Raw genomic sequence first — 16,572 nt, 5'->3', positions numbered from 1 at the left:
AGCGGGCGATAGTTTACCATGAGGGTATGGCGATGTCAATACGCTCCGCCAGTATAAAGTGCCGGGTCTGTAGGGGTCAGACCAGTCCGATCATGGACGTAGACCCAATCTCCAACCGTTGCCCAATTAAAGAGCCAATGTGAATCGCCGACAGATAGATTGATACACCCGTGAGATTGAGGATACCCAAAACGTGTGCGCCAGTAGGCGCCATGTAGTGCGCGTGCTCCGTCAAAGTACATAGTCCATGGAACGTTATCGAGATAATAGAAATCTGTCATATCGTTGTTTCGCATCGTTTCGGTTTCTTTTTTCTCGAAGATCTGGAAAATCCCAGGGCGTGTCCAAAATGGTTCAAGCCCGCTGGCGATGACGGTGGCGAAGATGAGTTGATTATTTTCGTAGACAGCGAGAGTCTGCTCAGCGAGGTCAACATCGATCCAGCGATTGGCTGTGACCCCTTGTGGGATGGTTGTGTTTACGATGACACGTGCCACTTTGCGGCCTTCCAGCCACTGATCGGGACCGATCATGTACCATTCTTCGTTGTCCATGATCTGTGTGTTATAGATGGTTACAACTTCAAAAGGCATGACCTGACGACCAGTTTGTGCTGCATTGTAGCCTGGAGATTTCATGATAGGGAGAAGTTCAAACGCCCAGCCGAAGGAGTTTTTTGGCGTCGAAGTGAAGACAAGCCCTTGAAAACTTGAGATTTCACCGACGCGCGCGCCTTTACCGGGAATCCAGCCTCCATTTGGCATCAAATAGTACACGCCGTTTTGCTCTACTCGATCGATATAGGAAACGTAAACGAAGCCTGGGGGAAATTGCTGTCCGCCGGGGCCTTTTTCGCCAGGTGCGCCATAGATCGGCACGTAGTCTTCGTCAAGGTGGAAATAAAAATAGGGGAGCTGAGTCAGGCTCGGGTCAGGTTTTGAAGCGGGGAGTGGTCGAGGTGGTATTGTAATCCCGAGGCGTGCGAGCTCGGTCAAGTAGGCAGAGGGTCCAAAAGGCTGGCAATTGTCGGGTTCTGAGAGATAAACATCGGGTTCGCACACGATCCCGCCGCTTTCCGGCTCGATGGGTGGCGTTTGCTCCTGTGCGTATGCAGATTGTGACATTGCAAGGAAGATATATGAGATAAAAAGGAGTTTGCCAATTTGCTTCATGATGGGAAATTATAGCATGTGTAGTTTGCTGTTTTGTAAGAATGTAAGTTGCCGAACTTGACACAATGAATGCCATGTTCTAAAATAGTGCCACTATTATATTGAAGTCGGCATCCCACACAATTGGGTGTTCGCTCCCTGTAGGAGGGCTGTTTGTCCAAAAATCGTTCGCAACAAATGGTGGATCGCCTGCGAGAATTGCAGGCTTCATCACCTGATATTGAAGCATCGGCAGTGGTTAGTGTTGATGGCCTGAGTATTGCATCTGCTCTTCCGCAAGGTGTTGAAGAGGATCGTGTCTCTGCCATGTCTGCGGCCATGCTTTCATTGGGTGAGCGTATTGCAAGTGAGCTAGGACGTGGTTCCCTCGAGCAGGTTTACATTAAAGGCTTGAAGGGGTATGTTGTTTTGATGTCTGTCGGTGATGAAGCTGTCCTCACTGCACTGGCACGCGAACAGGCCAAACTTGGCCTGATCTTCCTTGATATGCGACGCGCCGCCGAAGATCTGGCGAAGTTGATTTAGTGGAGTTGTTATATGGCCCCCTTGCAAAAAAGCGGATTGTATTACCCCAATAAGTTTGGCATGATCACCATCAAGTCTTTGGAAGAAGTGATGGGCAAGAATGGTTTGAACGCCATTTTGAATTTAGCAGGCATGAATAACTATATCGAGAATTACCCTCCGGATAACCTGGATAAGGGTTTCGATTTTGCTGAACTTTCGGCGATCGGCTCTGCTTTGGAGGAGATGTATGGCCCACGCGGTGGACGTGGTTTAGCCCTTCGAGCTGGACGTGCCACTTTTTCAGACGCATTGCGCAATTTTGGTGCTTTGGCCGGTGCAGCGGATTTAGCCTTTGTAGTACTTCCGCTTCAATCCAAGCTGAGAATTGGTCTGCCAGCTTTTGCAAAAATATTCAGCCAATTAAGCGACCAGCAAACCACTGTTGAAGAGAAAGATTCAGAATGGATATGGACGATCCATAAGTGCCCATGTTGTTGGGGGCGCACAGGCGCGGATAAACCCGTTTGTTTCATTTCTGCTGGCTTGTTGCAAGAAAGCCTGAAATGGGTTTCTGGTGGCAATGAATTCCGCGTCAACGAATCCAAATGTGTTGCCATTGGCGATACCGTTTGCGAATTCATCATACAAAAAGAACCGATTTCATAACTCATAGTGAAGGTCTGGCGTGACAGACATTAAGTCCAAAATTCTCATCATTGAAGACGACCTTGACGTGGCTGAAATGCTGAACGCCTATTTCCGCGTTCAAGGCTATGACGTGTTTACCGTTAATTGGGGTGAAGACGGAGTCCGTTCCTGTCAAACCATTCATCCAGACCTTGTGATTCTTGATATTCGCCTTCCTGATATTGATGGGTACGAGGTAGCCCGTCGCCTGCGTGGTGACCGCCGTACCTCTGAAGTCCCCATTATCTTCTTAACTGAAAAACGCGACCGTTCAGATCGCCTGCAAGGGCTGGAGATTGGCGCGGACGATTACATTACCAAGCCTTTCGACGTTCAGGAATTACGCCTGCGCGTGCGCAATGCGCTCAAGCGTGTCAGCCAGGGTTCGTTGACCAACCCGGTGACTGGCCTGCCCGAAGGCGCCTTGGTGGATGAAAAACTCTCGGAAGTCGTTGGTAAAGACGGTATTGCTGCGTTGTTTGTCTCCATCGAGAACATGGATTCCTTCCGCGAGGCTTATGGGTTTGTCGCGTCGGATGATGTGTTGCGCGCGATCAGTTTGATGATCGTGAACACGATGCGGGAAACCAGCCGCCCTGAAGATTTTCTAGGTCATGTAACCACAACTGATTTTATTCTCGTCATTCCGCCCTCTAACCTGGCAGCCTTGAGCGAAAAGCTTCGCGCACGCCTTGAGCAGTCTGTGGAGTATTTCTACCCGATCAAAGACCGCGAGCAAATGGTCAATAGCAAGAACCGGCTTGGGGTGAAACTGGCTGAGCTCTCTTCGCTAAAAGACAAATTTGCCGATGCAAATCAAGTCAAAGCGGAGCTTGTTCGGCTTAAGAAATAGGAGTTTGTTTGCGTATTACAGTCGTAACACCCACGTATAACGAAGCGGAGAACCTGCCCAAACTGGTCTCCGCTTTATTTTCTCTCCCGCTTGATATCAATGTTTTGGTAGTGGATGATAACAGTCCCGATGGTACTGGCCGTGTAGCGGATGAATTGGTCTCGAAATATCCCGGCCGTGTTGAAGTGCTTCATCGTCCCGGCAAGATGGGATTGCGCTCGGCCTATTTGAACGGCTTTCAAAAAGTGATGGATGGGAGCGTCGACGCAATTGTTCAAATGGATGCGGACTTTTCGCATGACCCTTCTGCATTATTGGATATGGCAAGTCTGTTGCAGGTCAATGATGTTGTTCTGGGCTCCCGTTATGTAAAAGGAGGCTCAGTGGATGAGCGTTGGCCTTTATGGCGCAGAAGCCTTTCCGCTTTTGGTAATTATTATGCCCGCACCATTCTGGGATTGCCTTTGCATGATGTAACCACGGGGTACCGAATGTGGCGTCGCGAGACGTTGCAGCAGGTCCCGTTTGAGCGTATTCAATCCAATGGATATGTGTTTCTAGTGGAAATGGCTTATCTTGCGCATTGCCTCGAATTTAAGATCGGGGAGGCTCCGATTTATTTTGCTGATCGTCGTTGGGGAAGATCAAAAATGTCGATCAAGATCCAGATGGAGGCAGCGTTTCGCATCTGGCAGGTTTGGTGGCATTATCGTGATCTGAGAAAAGCAGGCAGGTCGGCGCGATTGTAGCTACTGTAAGCCTGAATTTGAATCCCCGTTATTATCTTACGAACATCACAGGACCTTCCTGTTCGACAACTTCCTTAAGCGGCAGAATAACTGTAAAGGTGCTTCCTTTGCCTGCCTCGCTTGTCAACTCGATTTTCCCGTTCATGATAGAAGTCAACTTTGCGACAATGGATAGGCCAAGACCAAAACCGCTTTGTTTGGAGTTTTCCATGCTGTTTATCTGTTCGAAGGCTTGAAAAACGCGTTTTTGTGCTTCCGGGGGAATGCCAATACCGGTATCCATGACCTGTACGGCCCATTCATCGTCATTTTTAACAATGAATCGAACCGTGACTGAACCTTTGTCGGTAAACTTGACAGCATTGTGCACAAGATTCATCACGATCTGTCTTAACCAAAACTGATCCCCGACAAGTTTTCTGGGAAGGGTGGGATCAATGAATTGTACAAGGGTCAGCCCTTTTTTGCGGGCATGGAAATTTAGGGTAGAGAGTAACGGGCCGATAACTTCTTCCACATTAAAGGGATATTCCCGCAGGACAACCCTTCCTGTTTCGATCTGTGCCTGACCGACTAGATTGTTAATGAATGACAATAATTGGTTGGCACCATCAAGAATCTCGGATGTGGCTTTTACCTGCTCATTGCTCATGGGGCCGAATGAGCCATCTTCCAGCATCTCAGCATAGCCGATGATCGCGCCCAGGGGTGAGCGCAGATCGTGGCCCAGATTGGCCAGTAACTGACTCTTCAAGCGACTCGCTTCCATCAGTTGTTCCTGAGCTTTTTTTTGTTCTGTGATGTTGCTGATGAGGATGATGTGCCCGTCACGTCCAACATGCTGCTCCAGGATGGGCGTGACTCGCAGTTTGAAAGTTAAAGTCTCGCCTGCAAGGTTGATAAAAATTTCCTGGTGGATGTCACCTTGGGGATCATTTCCCTTCCATTTTTTCCAATCAGGGAAGAGGGATGCGACCTCACTGCCTAACAAATTTCCGTATTGCTGGAAAATTTGCGCACCCATTGGATTAATATCAACAACCCGATCCTTGTGATCCAGAACGATCACCCCGTCTTTCATTGCTTTGAAAACGGAATCATGCGCTACGGGAAGCATGTCCATAAAGCGGTAACGCAGGAAACTGATGGAAAGTGCAATGGCTGAGAAGGTAAGGGCGATGGGGTGATGTCAATGCCAGGAAAAGGATACCAGCCCATTACATAGACCAGATTCGCCATCCATGGAAATGACATCCCTATCAGCATGATGCTTGATTGGATGCGATATAGGCTCTGTCCGCGAAAGGCAACCTGGAAAAATATCACTGTGACAGATATGAGTAGAATATATTGAACGGCGACGACAAAATAAAATAGGATCCCATGCGTCAACTGCAGCGGGCCGAATGCAAGATTGTCGGTAAATTGAATGTCAGTCCAGATTTGATGGTGCCAATCATTGGTAAGTGCGGCGACAAATCCAACGCTTGCCAAAATTGCCAGCCAGGCTTTTCGAATAGAGGTCAGCCATGCCCCGTGGCCGCTATAGTTGATTGTAAAAATGAACATGCCGAGCGCTACATAGGAGATTCCAAAATACTGCAGTTTCCCCCAGAAGATTTTTTCAGCCATATCCAAACGAACAATTTCCATCACATAGGCTAGGGACCATTCCACAGCGCAAAGGATGGCTAGGATTAATCCATATGCACCCGGTAGGGAACGAAAGTTCCATACCCGAAGCAGTAATAGGAATCCGATGAAACTGCTTGCCAGCAGGACAGAGATATGTGCGACGTAATATGGATGCACTCCCATAATAAAGCCAATTTTACTGGGTAAATGTAGAATCTGTGCATTTCAAGTTAATTGGGATATTTTGGCGAGCTGGCCTATCAAGATACGTGCAAACAGACCGCCCCTTCTTTGCGTGCCCTACCCAAAAACATCACAATCTGATAATATACATCTCGCACGCCGAACCACTGATTTCAAGCCCTCGGCCCTCCCGTCGGGGGTTTTTGTGTGTCTTACCTCGGTCTGACAAACCACTCGCAATGGAAAATTCAAAATTGCCCATTTCATTCATTCCTTGCCTGCCTACCTCATAAAACCAATAAAGAGACCCTATGCTTATTGAACGAACTGACATCCGTAACATCGCCATTATCGCTCACGTCGATCATGGCAAGACCACCCTTGTAGATGGATTGCTTGGTCAATCGCACACTTTCCGTGAGCACCAACACGTTGAAGAGCGCGTAATGGATTCAAATGACCTTGAGCGCGAACGTGGCATCACAATCCTTGCCAAGAACACAGCCATTTCCCTCATTGACCCCAGTGGCAAGACCATTAAAGTCAATATTGTGGATACACCGGGACATGCTGATTTTGGCGGCGAAGTGGAACGCGTGATGAATATGGTGGATGGCGTCCTCCTGCTTGTCGATGCAGCGGAAGGCCCCATGCCTCAGACACGTTTTGTGTTGAAGAAAGCTCTCGAGCTCGGACATAAAGCCGTTGTCGTGATCAACAAAGTAGATCGAAAAGATGCTGAACCCGCGCGCGTGCTCAATGAAACATTTGACTTGTTCATCGAGCTTGGTGCGTCTGAAGAACAGGCGGATTTCCCAGTCGTGTATGCTCAAGCGACTGCAGGAAAAGCGGGTCTTACCCCTGAACTGGGGGATGATCTGCAGCCTTTGTTTGATGTGATCCTCAAGCATATCCCCGCTCCCAAAGTGGATGTGGATGCGCCTTTGCAGCTGCTTGTCACCATGCTTGGTTATGATGACTATCGCGGCGTGACCGCCATTGGCCGCGTCTTTGCGGGTACGATCAAAGCGGGGCAGAAGCTGGCCCGCATGAAGCTGGATGGATCCATCCTGCCTGAAAGTGCACGTTACCTATATTCCTTCAAAGGCTTGAACAAAGTTGAAATCGATGAAGTAAAAGCAGGCGATATTATTTCCCTGGCTGGCCTTGAAGGTATTGCCATCGGCGAGACATTAGCTGACCCCGCCAGTCCTGTGGCTTTGCCCACCATTAAAGTTGAAGAACCTACCGTTCGCATGACCTTTGGTGTGAATACCTCTCCCTTTACTGGCAAAGAAGGGACTTGGAGTACCTCCCGAAAACTGCGTGAGCGTTTATACGATGAACTTCGTACTAACGTCTCCCTCCGTGTGGACGACACCGATTCCGCTGAGAACTTTTTGGTCTCGGGCCGCGGTGAATTGCACTTGGGAATTTTGATTGAAACCATGCGCCGTGAAGGATACGAATTCCAGGTTTCAAGGCCTGAGGTCATTTTCCACAAGGCAGATGATGGGGCATTGCTTGAGCCTTATGAAGAAGTCCATGTCGAGACCAGCAATGAAACCGTCGGCGTTGTCGTGGAAATGCTTGGGAGCCGCCGAGGCAAAATGATGGAGATGCATGATGCAGGTCAGGGTATGACGCGCATTGTTTACATTGTCCCGACCCGTGGTTTGCTTGGCTTCCGTTATCAGTTCCTTACATCCACCCGTGGTGAAGGCGTTATGCACACGATCTTCAATGGCTATGATGAAATGGCTGGCCCGATCTCTTCCAGAACAAAAGGCTCGATCGTGGCGTGGGAAGCAGGTACAACCACAGCGTATGCGCTGAAGGCTGCCGAAGAGCGCGGACAATTATTCGTCGGTCCCCGGCGTGGCCGTTTATGAAGGCATGGTTGTTGGCGAAAATGCCCGCGGCGGTGACCTTTCGGTGAATGTTTGTAAGAAGAAGCATTTGACCAATATGCGCGCTTCAGGCGGCGATATGGAAATCCGTTTGACACCTCCGCGCTCAATGAGTTTGGACGAAGCGATCGAATACCTTTCGGATGATGAATTGCTTGAAGTAACCCCGGAGTCATACCGCATTCGTAAACGTCTGCTTTCCACGGACGAACGCGGCAAGCAGACGAAGAAGACAAAAGAGCAGTTTGGAGAAGAATAAATGCAATACGCCGACATGAAAATGTCGGCGTATTATTTTAAGTAGCAATTGCCTACGGACAGGTGATTGTTGCCGTTACACTGTCAGAACTGCCAGCTTCGTTGTAAGCCTGAATCTGATAAGCGACGCTTTCACCGGGGCTGAGGTCGATCGTTTCTGCGTAATATTTTGTGTTTGGAGCCAGTTCAGCCACCTTTTCTCCGTCTCTCACGATTCGGTATCCTGATTCGTTTTCGGCATTGTCATTCCATGAGAGTGTGATGTCGGCCTTCCCCAGACCATAACAGAAGAACGTCCAACCGTTTTTGGGGAAGGTGGCGGCTTCGGGACCGCCGCCTTCAGGGGTGGGCGGCGCAGTGACAGTGGGGATGGCGGCGAAACTGCCGACTGGTGTTGTGAATTCTCCCGATAGCCAGCAATCACCATCCTTCGTGTTGACGACCCAATAATTCGGTGGGAAGAAACCGACGATCTTCACCGATTCCGCTGGCAGGATCTGGGTGACTCGTTCGAAATTGGTGCCCGGGCCGCTGCGACAATTGACCACATCTCCGACGCTTGCCATGGGTTGGGAAAATGTCGGTGTAGCGGCAACGATCGTTCCGTCAGCCACGGTTGGAGAAGCCAGCACCTGCGGATTGCCTGCTGCGGTTGGGCTGGCAAGCGGTGTAGAGATTACTGCCTGTACGGTCAATGCGGCGGCAGTGGCAATTTCCTGATCCGAAGGCCCTGTTGTTGTGGAGGGCATTGTACAGGCCGAAATGAAAATTCCCACCGCAAGACACAGCCCCATGATTTTTTTCATAATTCTCCTCGTTATTTTATTTTTTTATGGGCGCGTCCGCCAATGCGGAAGAATTGCACGCGTCCATTTTCGTCGCGAATGAAATCACCGATGCCGTTTTTCATCGGTTCGTCCAGCATCAGGGTCTGATCTTTTTCGTAGAAGGCAATTCGCATGGGCGGCATGGCAGGCCCGGGCGGGCTATCGGGCGTGGGAAAGCCGCCGAGGGGGAATATGCTGAAAGATAAGTTCACCATTTTTGAGTTTCAGGTCAAACGCTTCGGTGCCGATTCGATACGAGCCGACGTATTCCTTCAACTCATTTGCAATGACCTTGATCGGCTTCGGCAGTGTTGGCTTGATTCCGAAATAAACTTCGAGCGCAAGGCTCACGAGATTGTTATTCAGCACACCGCCGTTATCGTTGTTGGTAAGCAGGGTCAGCGCAAAATCCTTTTCAGGAATGAATACAAACATGGCCTGCTGTCCATTGGTGGCACCACCGTGACTGTAACGGGTGAGCGGACCCGATTTATTGATGAACCAAGTGATACCCATTTGTCCGCGCCCGCCTGCGCTGATCTGCGGTACGCGCATGGTTTCCAGCGATTTGCGTTTGATAATGCGATTGCCGCTCCCCATGTGAAAGCGCGCATAAGACAGCAAGTCCTTCACAGTGCTGACGACACCGCCCACGCCGTTGCCTGCCCGCCCAATGGCCCACGGACGCGAGACGAAGGTCTTTTTGTTTTCGTTGTAATGTCCCATCGCAAAACGGTATGTGATGAGCAGGTCGCTTGGGAAAAAGAAACTCATCTTCAGTCCCAGCGGGTCAAGCAGCATTTCCTGCGCAGCCTGTTCGTAAGGCTTGCCCGTCACTACTTCGATCAGGCGCGAGGCGATATTGAAGCCCGTGTTGTTGTAGGACCAAATTTTTCCGAGCGGCATCACCTGCGGAAGATGCTCAATGTCCTTCACCATCTTTGCCAGCGCATCATCACCGTTACCGAAATCGTTGAAATAATCACCGACCCAGCCGCCCGCGTGCGTGAGCAAATGGCGCACGGTGACCTGCTTCTCCACGGCTTTGTTACTCAGTTTTAGATCCTTGATGTAAGTGCGCACAGGCGCATCAAGATTGACTTTGCCCTGCTCCGCCAATTGCATGATGAGGGTGCCCGTGAAGGTTTTGCTGATGGAGCCGACTTGAAACAACGTATCTGACGTAACTGGAAGCGGATTCTCAATACTGGTAATTCCAAACCCGTCAGAGTGTTCCCTGCCTTTATGCCATACTCCGATGGCAACGCCCGGTATGGACAGCCGCTTCATCTCAGCGACGACTTTTTGCGAAAGCTTGCGGAAGTTTTTATCCTTGATGTGTGCTGTGCTCAAATTCATTTTATTCTCCGTCACCTTCCAGCCAGGTGGACATGTATTCGGGCTTTTCCATTTCAGCAGCCTGCTTTGTGAGATTCAGCGGATGGAAGGTATCCACCATCACTGCGAGTTCCTGCGTTTCTGCTTTGCCAATGCTGGCTTCGGTCATGCCTGGCTGCGGGCCGTGCGGAAGCCCGAACGGATGCAGGCTGATGTCACTGCGGTCGATGCCTTTGCGGCTCATGAAATTGCCTTCGGCATAATATAGCACTTCGTCAGATTGGATGTTGGAGTGATTGTACGGCGCGGGGATGCCTTCGGGGTGGTAATCGAACAGGCGCGGGACGAATGAGCACACGACAAAATTGTGTGCGTCGAAGGTCTGGTGAATGGGTGGTGGCATGTGCAGGCGGCCTGTGATGGGTTCGAAATCTTCGATGTTGAAGATCCACGGGTAGAGATAGCCGTCCCAGCCGATGACATCGAAGGGATGATGATCGAGCACATGACGCGATAATCTGTCGCGCACTTTCACGCGCACTTCGAAATCTCCGCGCTCGGTGTGGGTTTCCAATTCTTCAGGGAGGCGGATGTCGCGTTCACAGTAGGGGGCATGTTCAAGCAGTTGACCGTAATTGTTGCGGTAGCGTTTTGGCGGCTCGATCTGGCTGGGATTTTCGATGGTGAAGAATTTGCATTCCTCGCTCAATTCCATTTGCCAGGTGACGCCAAAAGGAATAACGATGTAATCGCCTTTGCGAAACGGAAGATTTCCGAATTGGCTTTTGAGTGTGCCGCTGCCATCGTGCACCCACCAGGTCTCATAGGCTTGTGAGTTGCGATAAAAATAGCCCATGCTGTCTTTTGCACGCGAAACGCCGAGGATGACGTCGTTATTGCCGAGGAGGGGAATCCTCGCCGAAACAGGATCAGGCCCGAGCGGAGTTTGATCCGTTCTGAAGGCGCGGTGACGGATTGGGCCGAAGTCTACATATTCGGGTTTGGCGCTGCCGAGGTCTTCCGTCATCTTCACACGCGGTGGAAGAAAATGATGATAGAGAATGGATTGGATGGACGAAAATCCCTCCAGCCCCATCACTTCTTCGCGATACAGTTTTCCATCGGCTTTTTTGAATTGCGTATGGCGTTTGTGTGGAACTTTACCAAGCTTGTGATAGAAGGGCATGGTTTCTCCTTAATGGGTAATCAATAAATATTTTTAGAGCATGACGTAGGTGTTGGGCCCCTTGAGCCTGGATTGCTTCAAGGCTTCCTCTGCTTTTTGCAGGATTTCCTCAGCAGACATTTCAGGGCCGCCGTTGTGAGCGGTTACCCCAATATGAAGCGAGAAGGCGATTGAGCCGTTGGGGACATCGAATTTATTTCGATAGACCGATATCAATCTCTCGCAGACAGCGCGAGCGCCGTGTTCATTGAACTGGGCAGCACCCTGAACGACTTGCCGTACGTGGAAGGAATATCCACTGAGCGGAGATGCGAATTTAACGCGGCCGTGAAGACAGCAGGCGCCGCCGCCAGCAAATCAGCATTGAGGGCGATGGGATCCATTTCTATTTGAAACAGCGCCAGCGGAGATGGGTACCGCTTCGAGCGGGTGACTTCATAGCCAAACAGGATCTCGAATACATCGCTGGTGTAAATATCCTCGCCGCGTGGAAGTGTTTTTCGCATGTGTCTCTCCATTCTTATGAATCCTGTGGCTGATAGATCATGACACTTTCTTGTTCATTCGGGTCATTGCGCGCAACGACGGCAACGACTTCTTCGGTTTCACTCAAGTTGATGGGCTGGTGCGGTACATTGGGCGGAATGAAAAGAAAATCGCCCGCTTCATTGATGCTGGATTTTTCAAGATTGTCGCCGTATTTTGTCTCTGCACGGCCTTTGATGATGTAGATGGTGGTTTCGTAGCCGTTGTGATAATGCGCCACCGCCTTTCCGCCAGGCGGAATAATGACAAGGTGCATGCACAGATGTTTTGTCCCTGCAGATTGGGCGGAGATGCCCTCAAAGTTCGGTAACTGCTGTTTTGAAATGAAAGACTCTTTCGGGCGGATGGTGATGATCTTGTTCTGTTCCAACTTGTAAATCTCCTTTGAAACAAAGTGATTGGCCGCGAATTTTGTGAAATGGCAGGTCTATTGAATAGTGATCGACTGAATCAATGCATCCAGTTGGGTGAGCGTTGGCATGAAGACATCGGGCGCGGTTTGGTCGAGCTTGTTCACGACCGCGGCATAGTAGGCGTCATCGGGCATTTCCGTGGTGAGTGGAATGCCGTCTGATGGCACCACCGATTGTGGGTTGTCATCGGGTGCGAGGAAGGGCGCGTTCACGGGCAGAATGGCAACGATATAAAATCGGCCGTCGCTGGTGAGTCCCTGGAAGTTGTAGAACATCTCTTTGTTGTTTACAGTGGCTGGGTATTGCGCGTATTGCGTCAGAAATCCGACCCCGCTGCCGCTTTGGAAGGAGATCAACTGCATCTTTGCGGTGAAGACCTTCGCGGCGTTAAAGGCTGTGATGCCCGGCAGCGCATCTTTTGTCAGCGGCGCGGCTTCGGGCTGGCTAGAATGGCGCGCAGTTTTTGAATGTTTTGGGCGGCAGAGTCGTTGATGGCTTCATATTCCGCCACCGGATAAACATAGATATTCGGCTCAAAAAACTTTCCTTGAAGCGGATAGCCTGTCAGCGTGAATTTTGTGTGTGCTGGTGCGGAGGCCATCGCAGGGCCATCTGTAATAATGGCCTCTGGCAGTGATTCCACATTGGCTGATGTGCCAAGCCCAACTGAAATGACGAAATTGACCGAATTGGCAGAAACGAGCACGCCCTCTGGTACGGCGGGAGTTTCAACAGGCGGTGCGGCAGAGGTCATTGCCACCAGTGTTTCAGCCACAACCGTTTCCACGCCGGGCTGTGCGGGCGCGGGGGCGCCGCAGGCCGCCAATAGGAAAACAGCAAGTACGATTCCAATCCACTTCTTTGTCATTTTGATTTTTCTCCGATGGTGTTTTTTAGTATTCCGATTTCTTCGATCTCCAACTCAACCACGTCACCTGCATTCAACCATGGGCCCTGGCCTTTGGTCAATTCCAGCAGGCAGCCCGTGCCAACGGTTCCCGAGCCGATTACGTCACCCGCCTGCAATTCGCACATATCTGAAGCCCTCGCAATGATCTCGCCGAATGCCCAGAATATATCCTTTAAATTTGCGCGGGACATTTCAACGCCGTTGACTTTCGCGGTCATCGTGAGGTCGTACACGCCCGGGCGATTCACTGTCCGATCGGCAAGCGCTTCGCTCGTCACGATCACTGGTCCTAAAGACGAGGCAAAGTCCTTCCCCTTGGCAGGGCCAAGCCCGATCCGCAATTCTTCGCGTTGCACATCGCGGGCCGACCAATCATTGAAGATGGTGTAGCCAAAGATGTGAGCGGGGGCATCTTCTGGTTTGATGTCACGCCCGCCTTTGCCGATGATGACGGCGATCTCCAATTCGAAATCCAATGCCGAAGTATAGCGCGGATAGGGAATCACTTCGTCAGGCCCAAAGATGGTGTGCGGATTGGTGTAATAAAAGGCGGGGAACTTGTACCACTCTTGCGGCACATCCCGTCCGCGGTTTTGACTGGCGGTTCTCACATGCTGTTCGAAGGCGTACGCATCTCGCAGAGTGGTTGGGCGAAGCGGCGCATGGAACCTCACTTCGTCCATGGCGAGGGATGTTTCAGGGAGTTGAATTATGTCTGCGCTGAAGCGAATCACTTCATGCATATCCGCGAAAGACAAAGGGTAGACTCTGCCTTTCGAGACAAGGGCAGGTTGCGGTGCGGAGTGAAGCGTGCTGACGGTGGCGAAGATCATGAGGTGAAAGTAATCAGTCAAAAAGTGATCAGTCATCATTCTGATTACTGACGACTGATCAACCTTGATCACTTATAAATTTCCGCGTCGTTCCTGTTCCAGTTCGAGTGACTCAAACAAGGCTTTGAAGTTGCCTTTTCCAAATCCCTGCGCGCCATGCCTTTGGATGATCTCGATGAACATGGTGGGGCGGTCTTGAATGGGGCGTGTGAAGATTTGCAGGAGATAGCCTTCATCATCCTTGTCAACAAGGATGCCGAGTTCCTGAATAGTTTTGTAATCTTCCTTGATCGAACCGACTCGGTCGGGGAGCGCTTCGTAATAGGTGTCGGGCACGCGCAGGAATTCAACGCCGTTTTTGCGGAGTTGGTCCACAGTGGAGAGGATGTCGCCGGTAATGATGGCGAGATGCTGCGCGCCGGGGGTTAGGTAGTAATCGAGGTATTCCTCGATCTGGCTTTTGCGTTTGCCTTCGGCAGGTTCGTTGATGGGGAATTTGACGCGGCCATTTCCATTTTGCATGACCTTCGACATCAGCGCGGAATATTCGGTGGAGATGTCTTTGTCGTCGAAATGCATTAGTTGGCGGAAGCCCATCACCTGATGATAAAAATTGACCCACTGATTCATTTTGCCGAGCTGCACATTGCCAACAATGTGGTCAATGGCAGCGAGACCCGTGGATTGAGCTTCCTTGTCTTTGATGGGGCGGTACGTGGGGGCGAAGACGCCTTTGTAATCGGCGCGATCCACGAAAGTGTGTAAAGTTTCACCGTACGTATAAATGGCGGATGTGCGAAAAATGCCGTGGTCATCTTTTTCCTCGCGTGGAGCCCAAGCCGATTTTGCGCCGCGGGAGGTTGTGGCTTTCCATGCCTTTTCCACATCGTCCACTTCCATGGCGATGACTTTGACACCGTCGCCATGCACCATGTGGTGTGAAGCGAGCGGGCTGGATGGGCTGTAAGCCGCTGAGACGACGAGCCGCGCCTGTCCGGATTCGAGCACGTATGAGGCATACTCTCGATTGCCTGTCTCAAGGCCGGAGTAGGCTACGGGCTTGAAACCAAAGGCTTTCCACCAGTAATACATGGCGTGCTTGGCGTTGCCGACATAAAAGTGAACATGGTCAATGGACTTGATTTGCAGGAAATCTGCTTCTTCTGTCATGGGGCGGGACTCTTCAGTTGTTTTTGTTGCCATAGATTCTCCTTTGGGTTTGGTTTATTACTTATCGCAAAAACTTTCCAAATGTCTGACATCGCTGGAAATTATGCGATTCTGTATGGATGATTTTACGATAAAGACCTTTTGTGTGCAATAAAACAAAAGACCTAAAGGGTGACTTTAGGTCTTTTGCGGGTCGGCATTTCGAATTCAGGCGGTGACAGTTTCCCCCGCCTTCAGATCTTTGATGAGGAACGGCATATAGATCAGGAAGAAGATTGCGAAGCCGATCGCCTCTAATTGAAAAACATACCAGGGCCAAGGCGCGAGCATATCCAATAAAGTTGGGAATTCAGGTTTATGCGCGATGAAAAGATAATTGCTGCCGATGGCGAGGTTGACGAAGAAGACGACGGCCATGTAAATGTTTGTCCAAATAAAGACGCGTTTGAAAGATTGCAGGGTGGGACGAGTTGCGTGTTTATGAGGCGGTCACCTGCTTTGTCTTCCAATCCTTGATGAGAAACGGTACATACAGCAGGAAGAAGATCGCGAATCCAATGGCTTCCAGTTCGATGATGTACCATGGCCACGGAGCCAGCATATCCAACAGGGTGGGGAATTCGGGTTTGCCCGCCACAAAAAGATAATTACTGCCAATGGCGAGATTCAGGAAGAAAATGACGACCATGTAGATATTCGTCCAAACAAAAATCCGTTTGAAGGATTGCAGGGTGGGGCGGAATCCCTCCACCACGGTCATATAGATGGCGATGCCGATCAACAATCCATGCGCGATGAATGTCTGCATAATGCGAAAATGTGGGAAGTTGTACGCAGCAGCGTCGGCCGGAGTCAACACGGCCTGCATGGCTCCGCCAAGCCCCAGAAAGTACACCATTTCGTAGATGCTGTAATTCTTTGTCACCAGCATGTAGGCCGAGGCCCAGATTATCACACTGCACATGTGCAGCGGCAGCATGGTCTGAATGTTCCAAATTCCCCAATATACAGACCAGACATGCAGAGCCGATTCGTTGACCACGATCAAGACCGCCAGAATCCAACGAACGACCTTCTTTTCCTTTTCCCCCCACACCTTGCGAAAATATAAAAACGAAAAGCAGAACAGGGTAATGATGGCCAGAGCGGTTAAATGCTCCCGTCCGAAAAGCTTAATCGGCTCCCCTGCATAGATCAATGAAAAATACTGTCCCATGTCAACTCCCTTTCTCGTGGCTCGTCTGCCTTGCGTATTTTTACCACAAGATATAAACTTCGACGCCCGTAAATTAAAGCATCTTTAAAGTGATTCTACGAAAGACGGGATGCGAATATAATTTCACGACATACAAGTGCGCCTGCCGCCGTCCCCGACAGCCCAGGCGCCGCCTCGAG

At 50.4% G+C, this 16,572-nt stretch carries 19 protein-coding genes and 2 pseudogenes; 5 read left to right on the top strand and 16 right to left on the bottom strand.

Annotation, left to right across the window (positions count from 1 at the left end; all coding sequences use genetic code 11):
• Window positions 1-35 precede the first annotated feature (35 nt).
• Window positions 36-1,172, bottom strand: coding sequence for a L,D-transpeptidase (locus tag IPI86_RS23365; protein WP_345300440.1), 1,137 nt, complete (start codon window positions 1,170-1,172; stop codon window positions 36-38).
• A gap of 177 nt (window positions 1,173-1,349) precedes the next feature.
• Here IPI86_RS23365 and IPI86_RS23360 point away from each other — a divergent pair, with 177 nt between their 5' ends.
• From IPI86_RS23360 to IPI86_RS23345, 4 genes are read left to right on the top strand one after another with little or no spacing between them, the layout of a single operon-like run.
• Window positions 1,350-1,697: a roadblock/LC7 domain-containing protein gene (locus IPI86_RS23360; RefSeq protein WP_345300590.1), complete on the top strand. Its 348-nt coding sequence runs from the start codon at window positions 1,350-1,352 to the stop codon at window positions 1,695-1,697.
• 60 nt (window positions 1,698-1,757) lie between these two features.
• Window positions 1,758-2,345, top strand: coding sequence for a 4-vinyl reductase (locus IPI86_RS23355; protein WP_345300439.1), 588 nt, complete (start codon window positions 1,758-1,760; stop codon window positions 2,343-2,345).
• Window positions 2,346-2,364: 19 nt separating this feature from the next.
• Window positions 2,365-3,219 carry a response regulator gene (locus IPI86_RS23350; protein WP_345300438.1) on the top strand — a complete coding sequence of 285 codons (855 nt, stop codon included), beginning with the start codon at window positions 2,365-2,367 and terminating at the stop codon, window positions 3,217-3,219.
• Window positions 3,220-3,227: 8 nt separating this feature from the next.
• Window positions 3,228-3,968 (top strand): polyprenol monophosphomannose synthase, encoded by a 741-nt coding sequence (locus IPI86_RS23345; RefSeq protein WP_345300437.1) that lies wholly within the window; start codon window positions 3,228-3,230, stop codon window positions 3,966-3,968.
• 31 nt (window positions 3,969-3,999) lie between these two features.
• On the opposite strand, the gene IPI86_RS23340 is transcribed toward IPI86_RS23345, so the two are convergent.
• Together IPI86_RS23340 and IPI86_RS23335 are read right to left on the bottom strand one after the other, a co-directional pair.
• Window positions 4,000-5,091 carry a HAMP domain-containing sensor histidine kinase gene (locus IPI86_RS23340; protein WP_345300436.1) on the bottom strand — a complete coding sequence of 364 codons (1,092 nt, stop codon included), beginning with the start codon at window positions 5,089-5,091 and terminating at the stop codon, window positions 4,000-4,002.
• On the bottom strand, window positions 5,073-5,786 hold the full coding sequence (locus tag IPI86_RS23335) for a histidine kinase N-terminal 7TM domain-containing protein (protein ID WP_345300435.1): 714 nt from the start codon (window positions 5,784-5,786) through the stop codon (window positions 5,073-5,075). Before IPI86_RS23335 ends, IPI86_RS23340 begins: the two co-directional genes overlap by 19 nt.
• A gap of 311 nt (window positions 5,787-6,097) precedes the next feature.
• Here IPI86_RS23335 and typA point away from each other — a divergent pair.
• Window positions 6,098-7,955: pseudogene (typA, locus tag IPI86_RS23330) on the top strand (translational GTPase TypA).
• A 52-nt stretch (window positions 7,956-8,007) separates the two neighbouring features.
• On the opposite strand, the gene IPI86_RS23325 reads toward typA, so the two are convergent.
• From IPI86_RS23325 to IPI86_RS23265, 13 genes and pseudogenes are all read right to left on the bottom strand, one after another.
• Window positions 8,008-8,760: an SH3 domain-containing protein gene (locus IPI86_RS23325; protein WP_345300434.1), complete on the bottom strand. Its 753-nt coding sequence runs from the start codon at window positions 8,758-8,760 to the stop codon at window positions 8,008-8,010.
• A gap of 11 nt (window positions 8,761-8,771) precedes the next feature.
• Window positions 8,772-8,996, bottom strand: coding sequence for a hypothetical protein (locus IPI86_RS23320; protein ID WP_345300433.1), 225 nt, complete (start codon window positions 8,994-8,996; stop codon window positions 8,772-8,774).
• Entirely contained in the window at window positions 8,941-10,140 is a 1,200-nt protein-coding gene (locus IPI86_RS23315) for a serine hydrolase domain-containing protein (protein ID WP_345300432.1), read from the bottom strand. Before IPI86_RS23315 ends, IPI86_RS23320 begins: the two co-directional genes overlap by 56 nt.
• A 1-nt stretch (window position 10,141) precedes the next feature.
• Window positions 10,142-11,305, bottom strand: coding sequence for a homogentisate 1,2-dioxygenase (locus IPI86_RS23310; protein WP_345300431.1), 1,164 nt, complete (start codon window positions 11,303-11,305; stop codon window positions 10,142-10,144).
• Between the two features lie 33 nt (window positions 11,306-11,338).
• The gene (locus IPI86_RS23305) at window positions 11,339-11,521 is read right to left on the bottom strand and encodes a hypothetical protein (protein ID WP_345300430.1); all 183 of its coding nucleotides are present in this window, start codon (window positions 11,519-11,521) and stop codon (window positions 11,339-11,341) included.
• Entirely contained in the window at window positions 11,518-11,811 is a 294-nt protein-coding gene (locus IPI86_RS23300) for a hypothetical protein (protein ID WP_345300429.1), read from the bottom strand. Before IPI86_RS23300 ends, IPI86_RS23305 begins: the two co-directional genes overlap by 4 nt.
• A gap of 14 nt (window positions 11,812-11,825) precedes the next feature.
• Window positions 11,826-12,221, bottom strand: coding sequence for a cupin domain-containing protein (locus IPI86_RS23295; RefSeq protein ID WP_345300428.1), 396 nt, complete (start codon window positions 12,219-12,221; stop codon window positions 11,826-11,828).
• A 57-nt stretch (window positions 12,222-12,278) separates the two neighbouring features.
• Window positions 12,279-12,626, bottom strand: coding sequence for a hypothetical protein (locus IPI86_RS23290; protein WP_345300427.1), 348 nt, complete (start codon window positions 12,624-12,626; stop codon window positions 12,279-12,281).
• A gap of 59 nt (window positions 12,627-12,685) precedes the next feature.
• A complete protein-coding gene (locus IPI86_RS23285) occupies window positions 12,686-13,132 on the bottom strand; it encodes a hypothetical protein (protein WP_345300426.1) in 447 nt (148 codons plus the stop codon).
• Window positions 13,129-14,046, bottom strand: a complete 918-nt coding sequence (locus tag IPI86_RS23280) for a fumarylacetoacetate hydrolase family protein (protein ID WP_345300425.1) — start codon at window positions 14,044-14,046, stop codon at window positions 13,129-13,131. Before IPI86_RS23280 ends, IPI86_RS23285 begins: the two co-directional genes overlap by 4 nt.
• A 33-nt stretch (window positions 14,047-14,079) precedes the next feature.
• Window positions 14,080-15,210 carry a 4-hydroxyphenylpyruvate dioxygenase gene (gene hppD / locus IPI86_RS23275; RefSeq protein WP_345300424.1) on the bottom strand — a complete coding sequence of 377 codons (1,131 nt, stop codon included), beginning with the start codon at window positions 15,208-15,210 and terminating at the stop codon, window positions 14,080-14,082.
• Window positions 15,211-15,384: 174 nt separating this feature from the next.
• Window positions 15,385-15,639, bottom strand: a pseudogene (locus tag IPI86_RS23270) (TIGR02206 family membrane protein); the annotation flags it as partial.
• Window positions 15,640-15,655: 16 nt separating this feature from the next.
• Window positions 15,656-16,393 carry a TIGR02206 family membrane protein gene (locus IPI86_RS23265; protein WP_345300423.1) on the bottom strand — a complete coding sequence of 246 codons (738 nt, stop codon included), beginning with the start codon at window positions 16,391-16,393 and terminating at the stop codon, window positions 15,656-15,658.
• Between the last annotated feature and the right edge of the window lie 179 nt (window positions 16,394-16,572).

Origin of the sequence: Candidatus Villigracilis affinis (assembly GCF_016705895.1) — a bacterium.
Taxonomy (GTDB): domain Bacteria; phylum Chloroflexota; class Anaerolineae; order Anaerolineales; family Villigracilaceae; genus Villigracilis; species Villigracilis affinis.
This window is presented reverse-complemented; position numbering and strand designations above follow the sequence as displayed.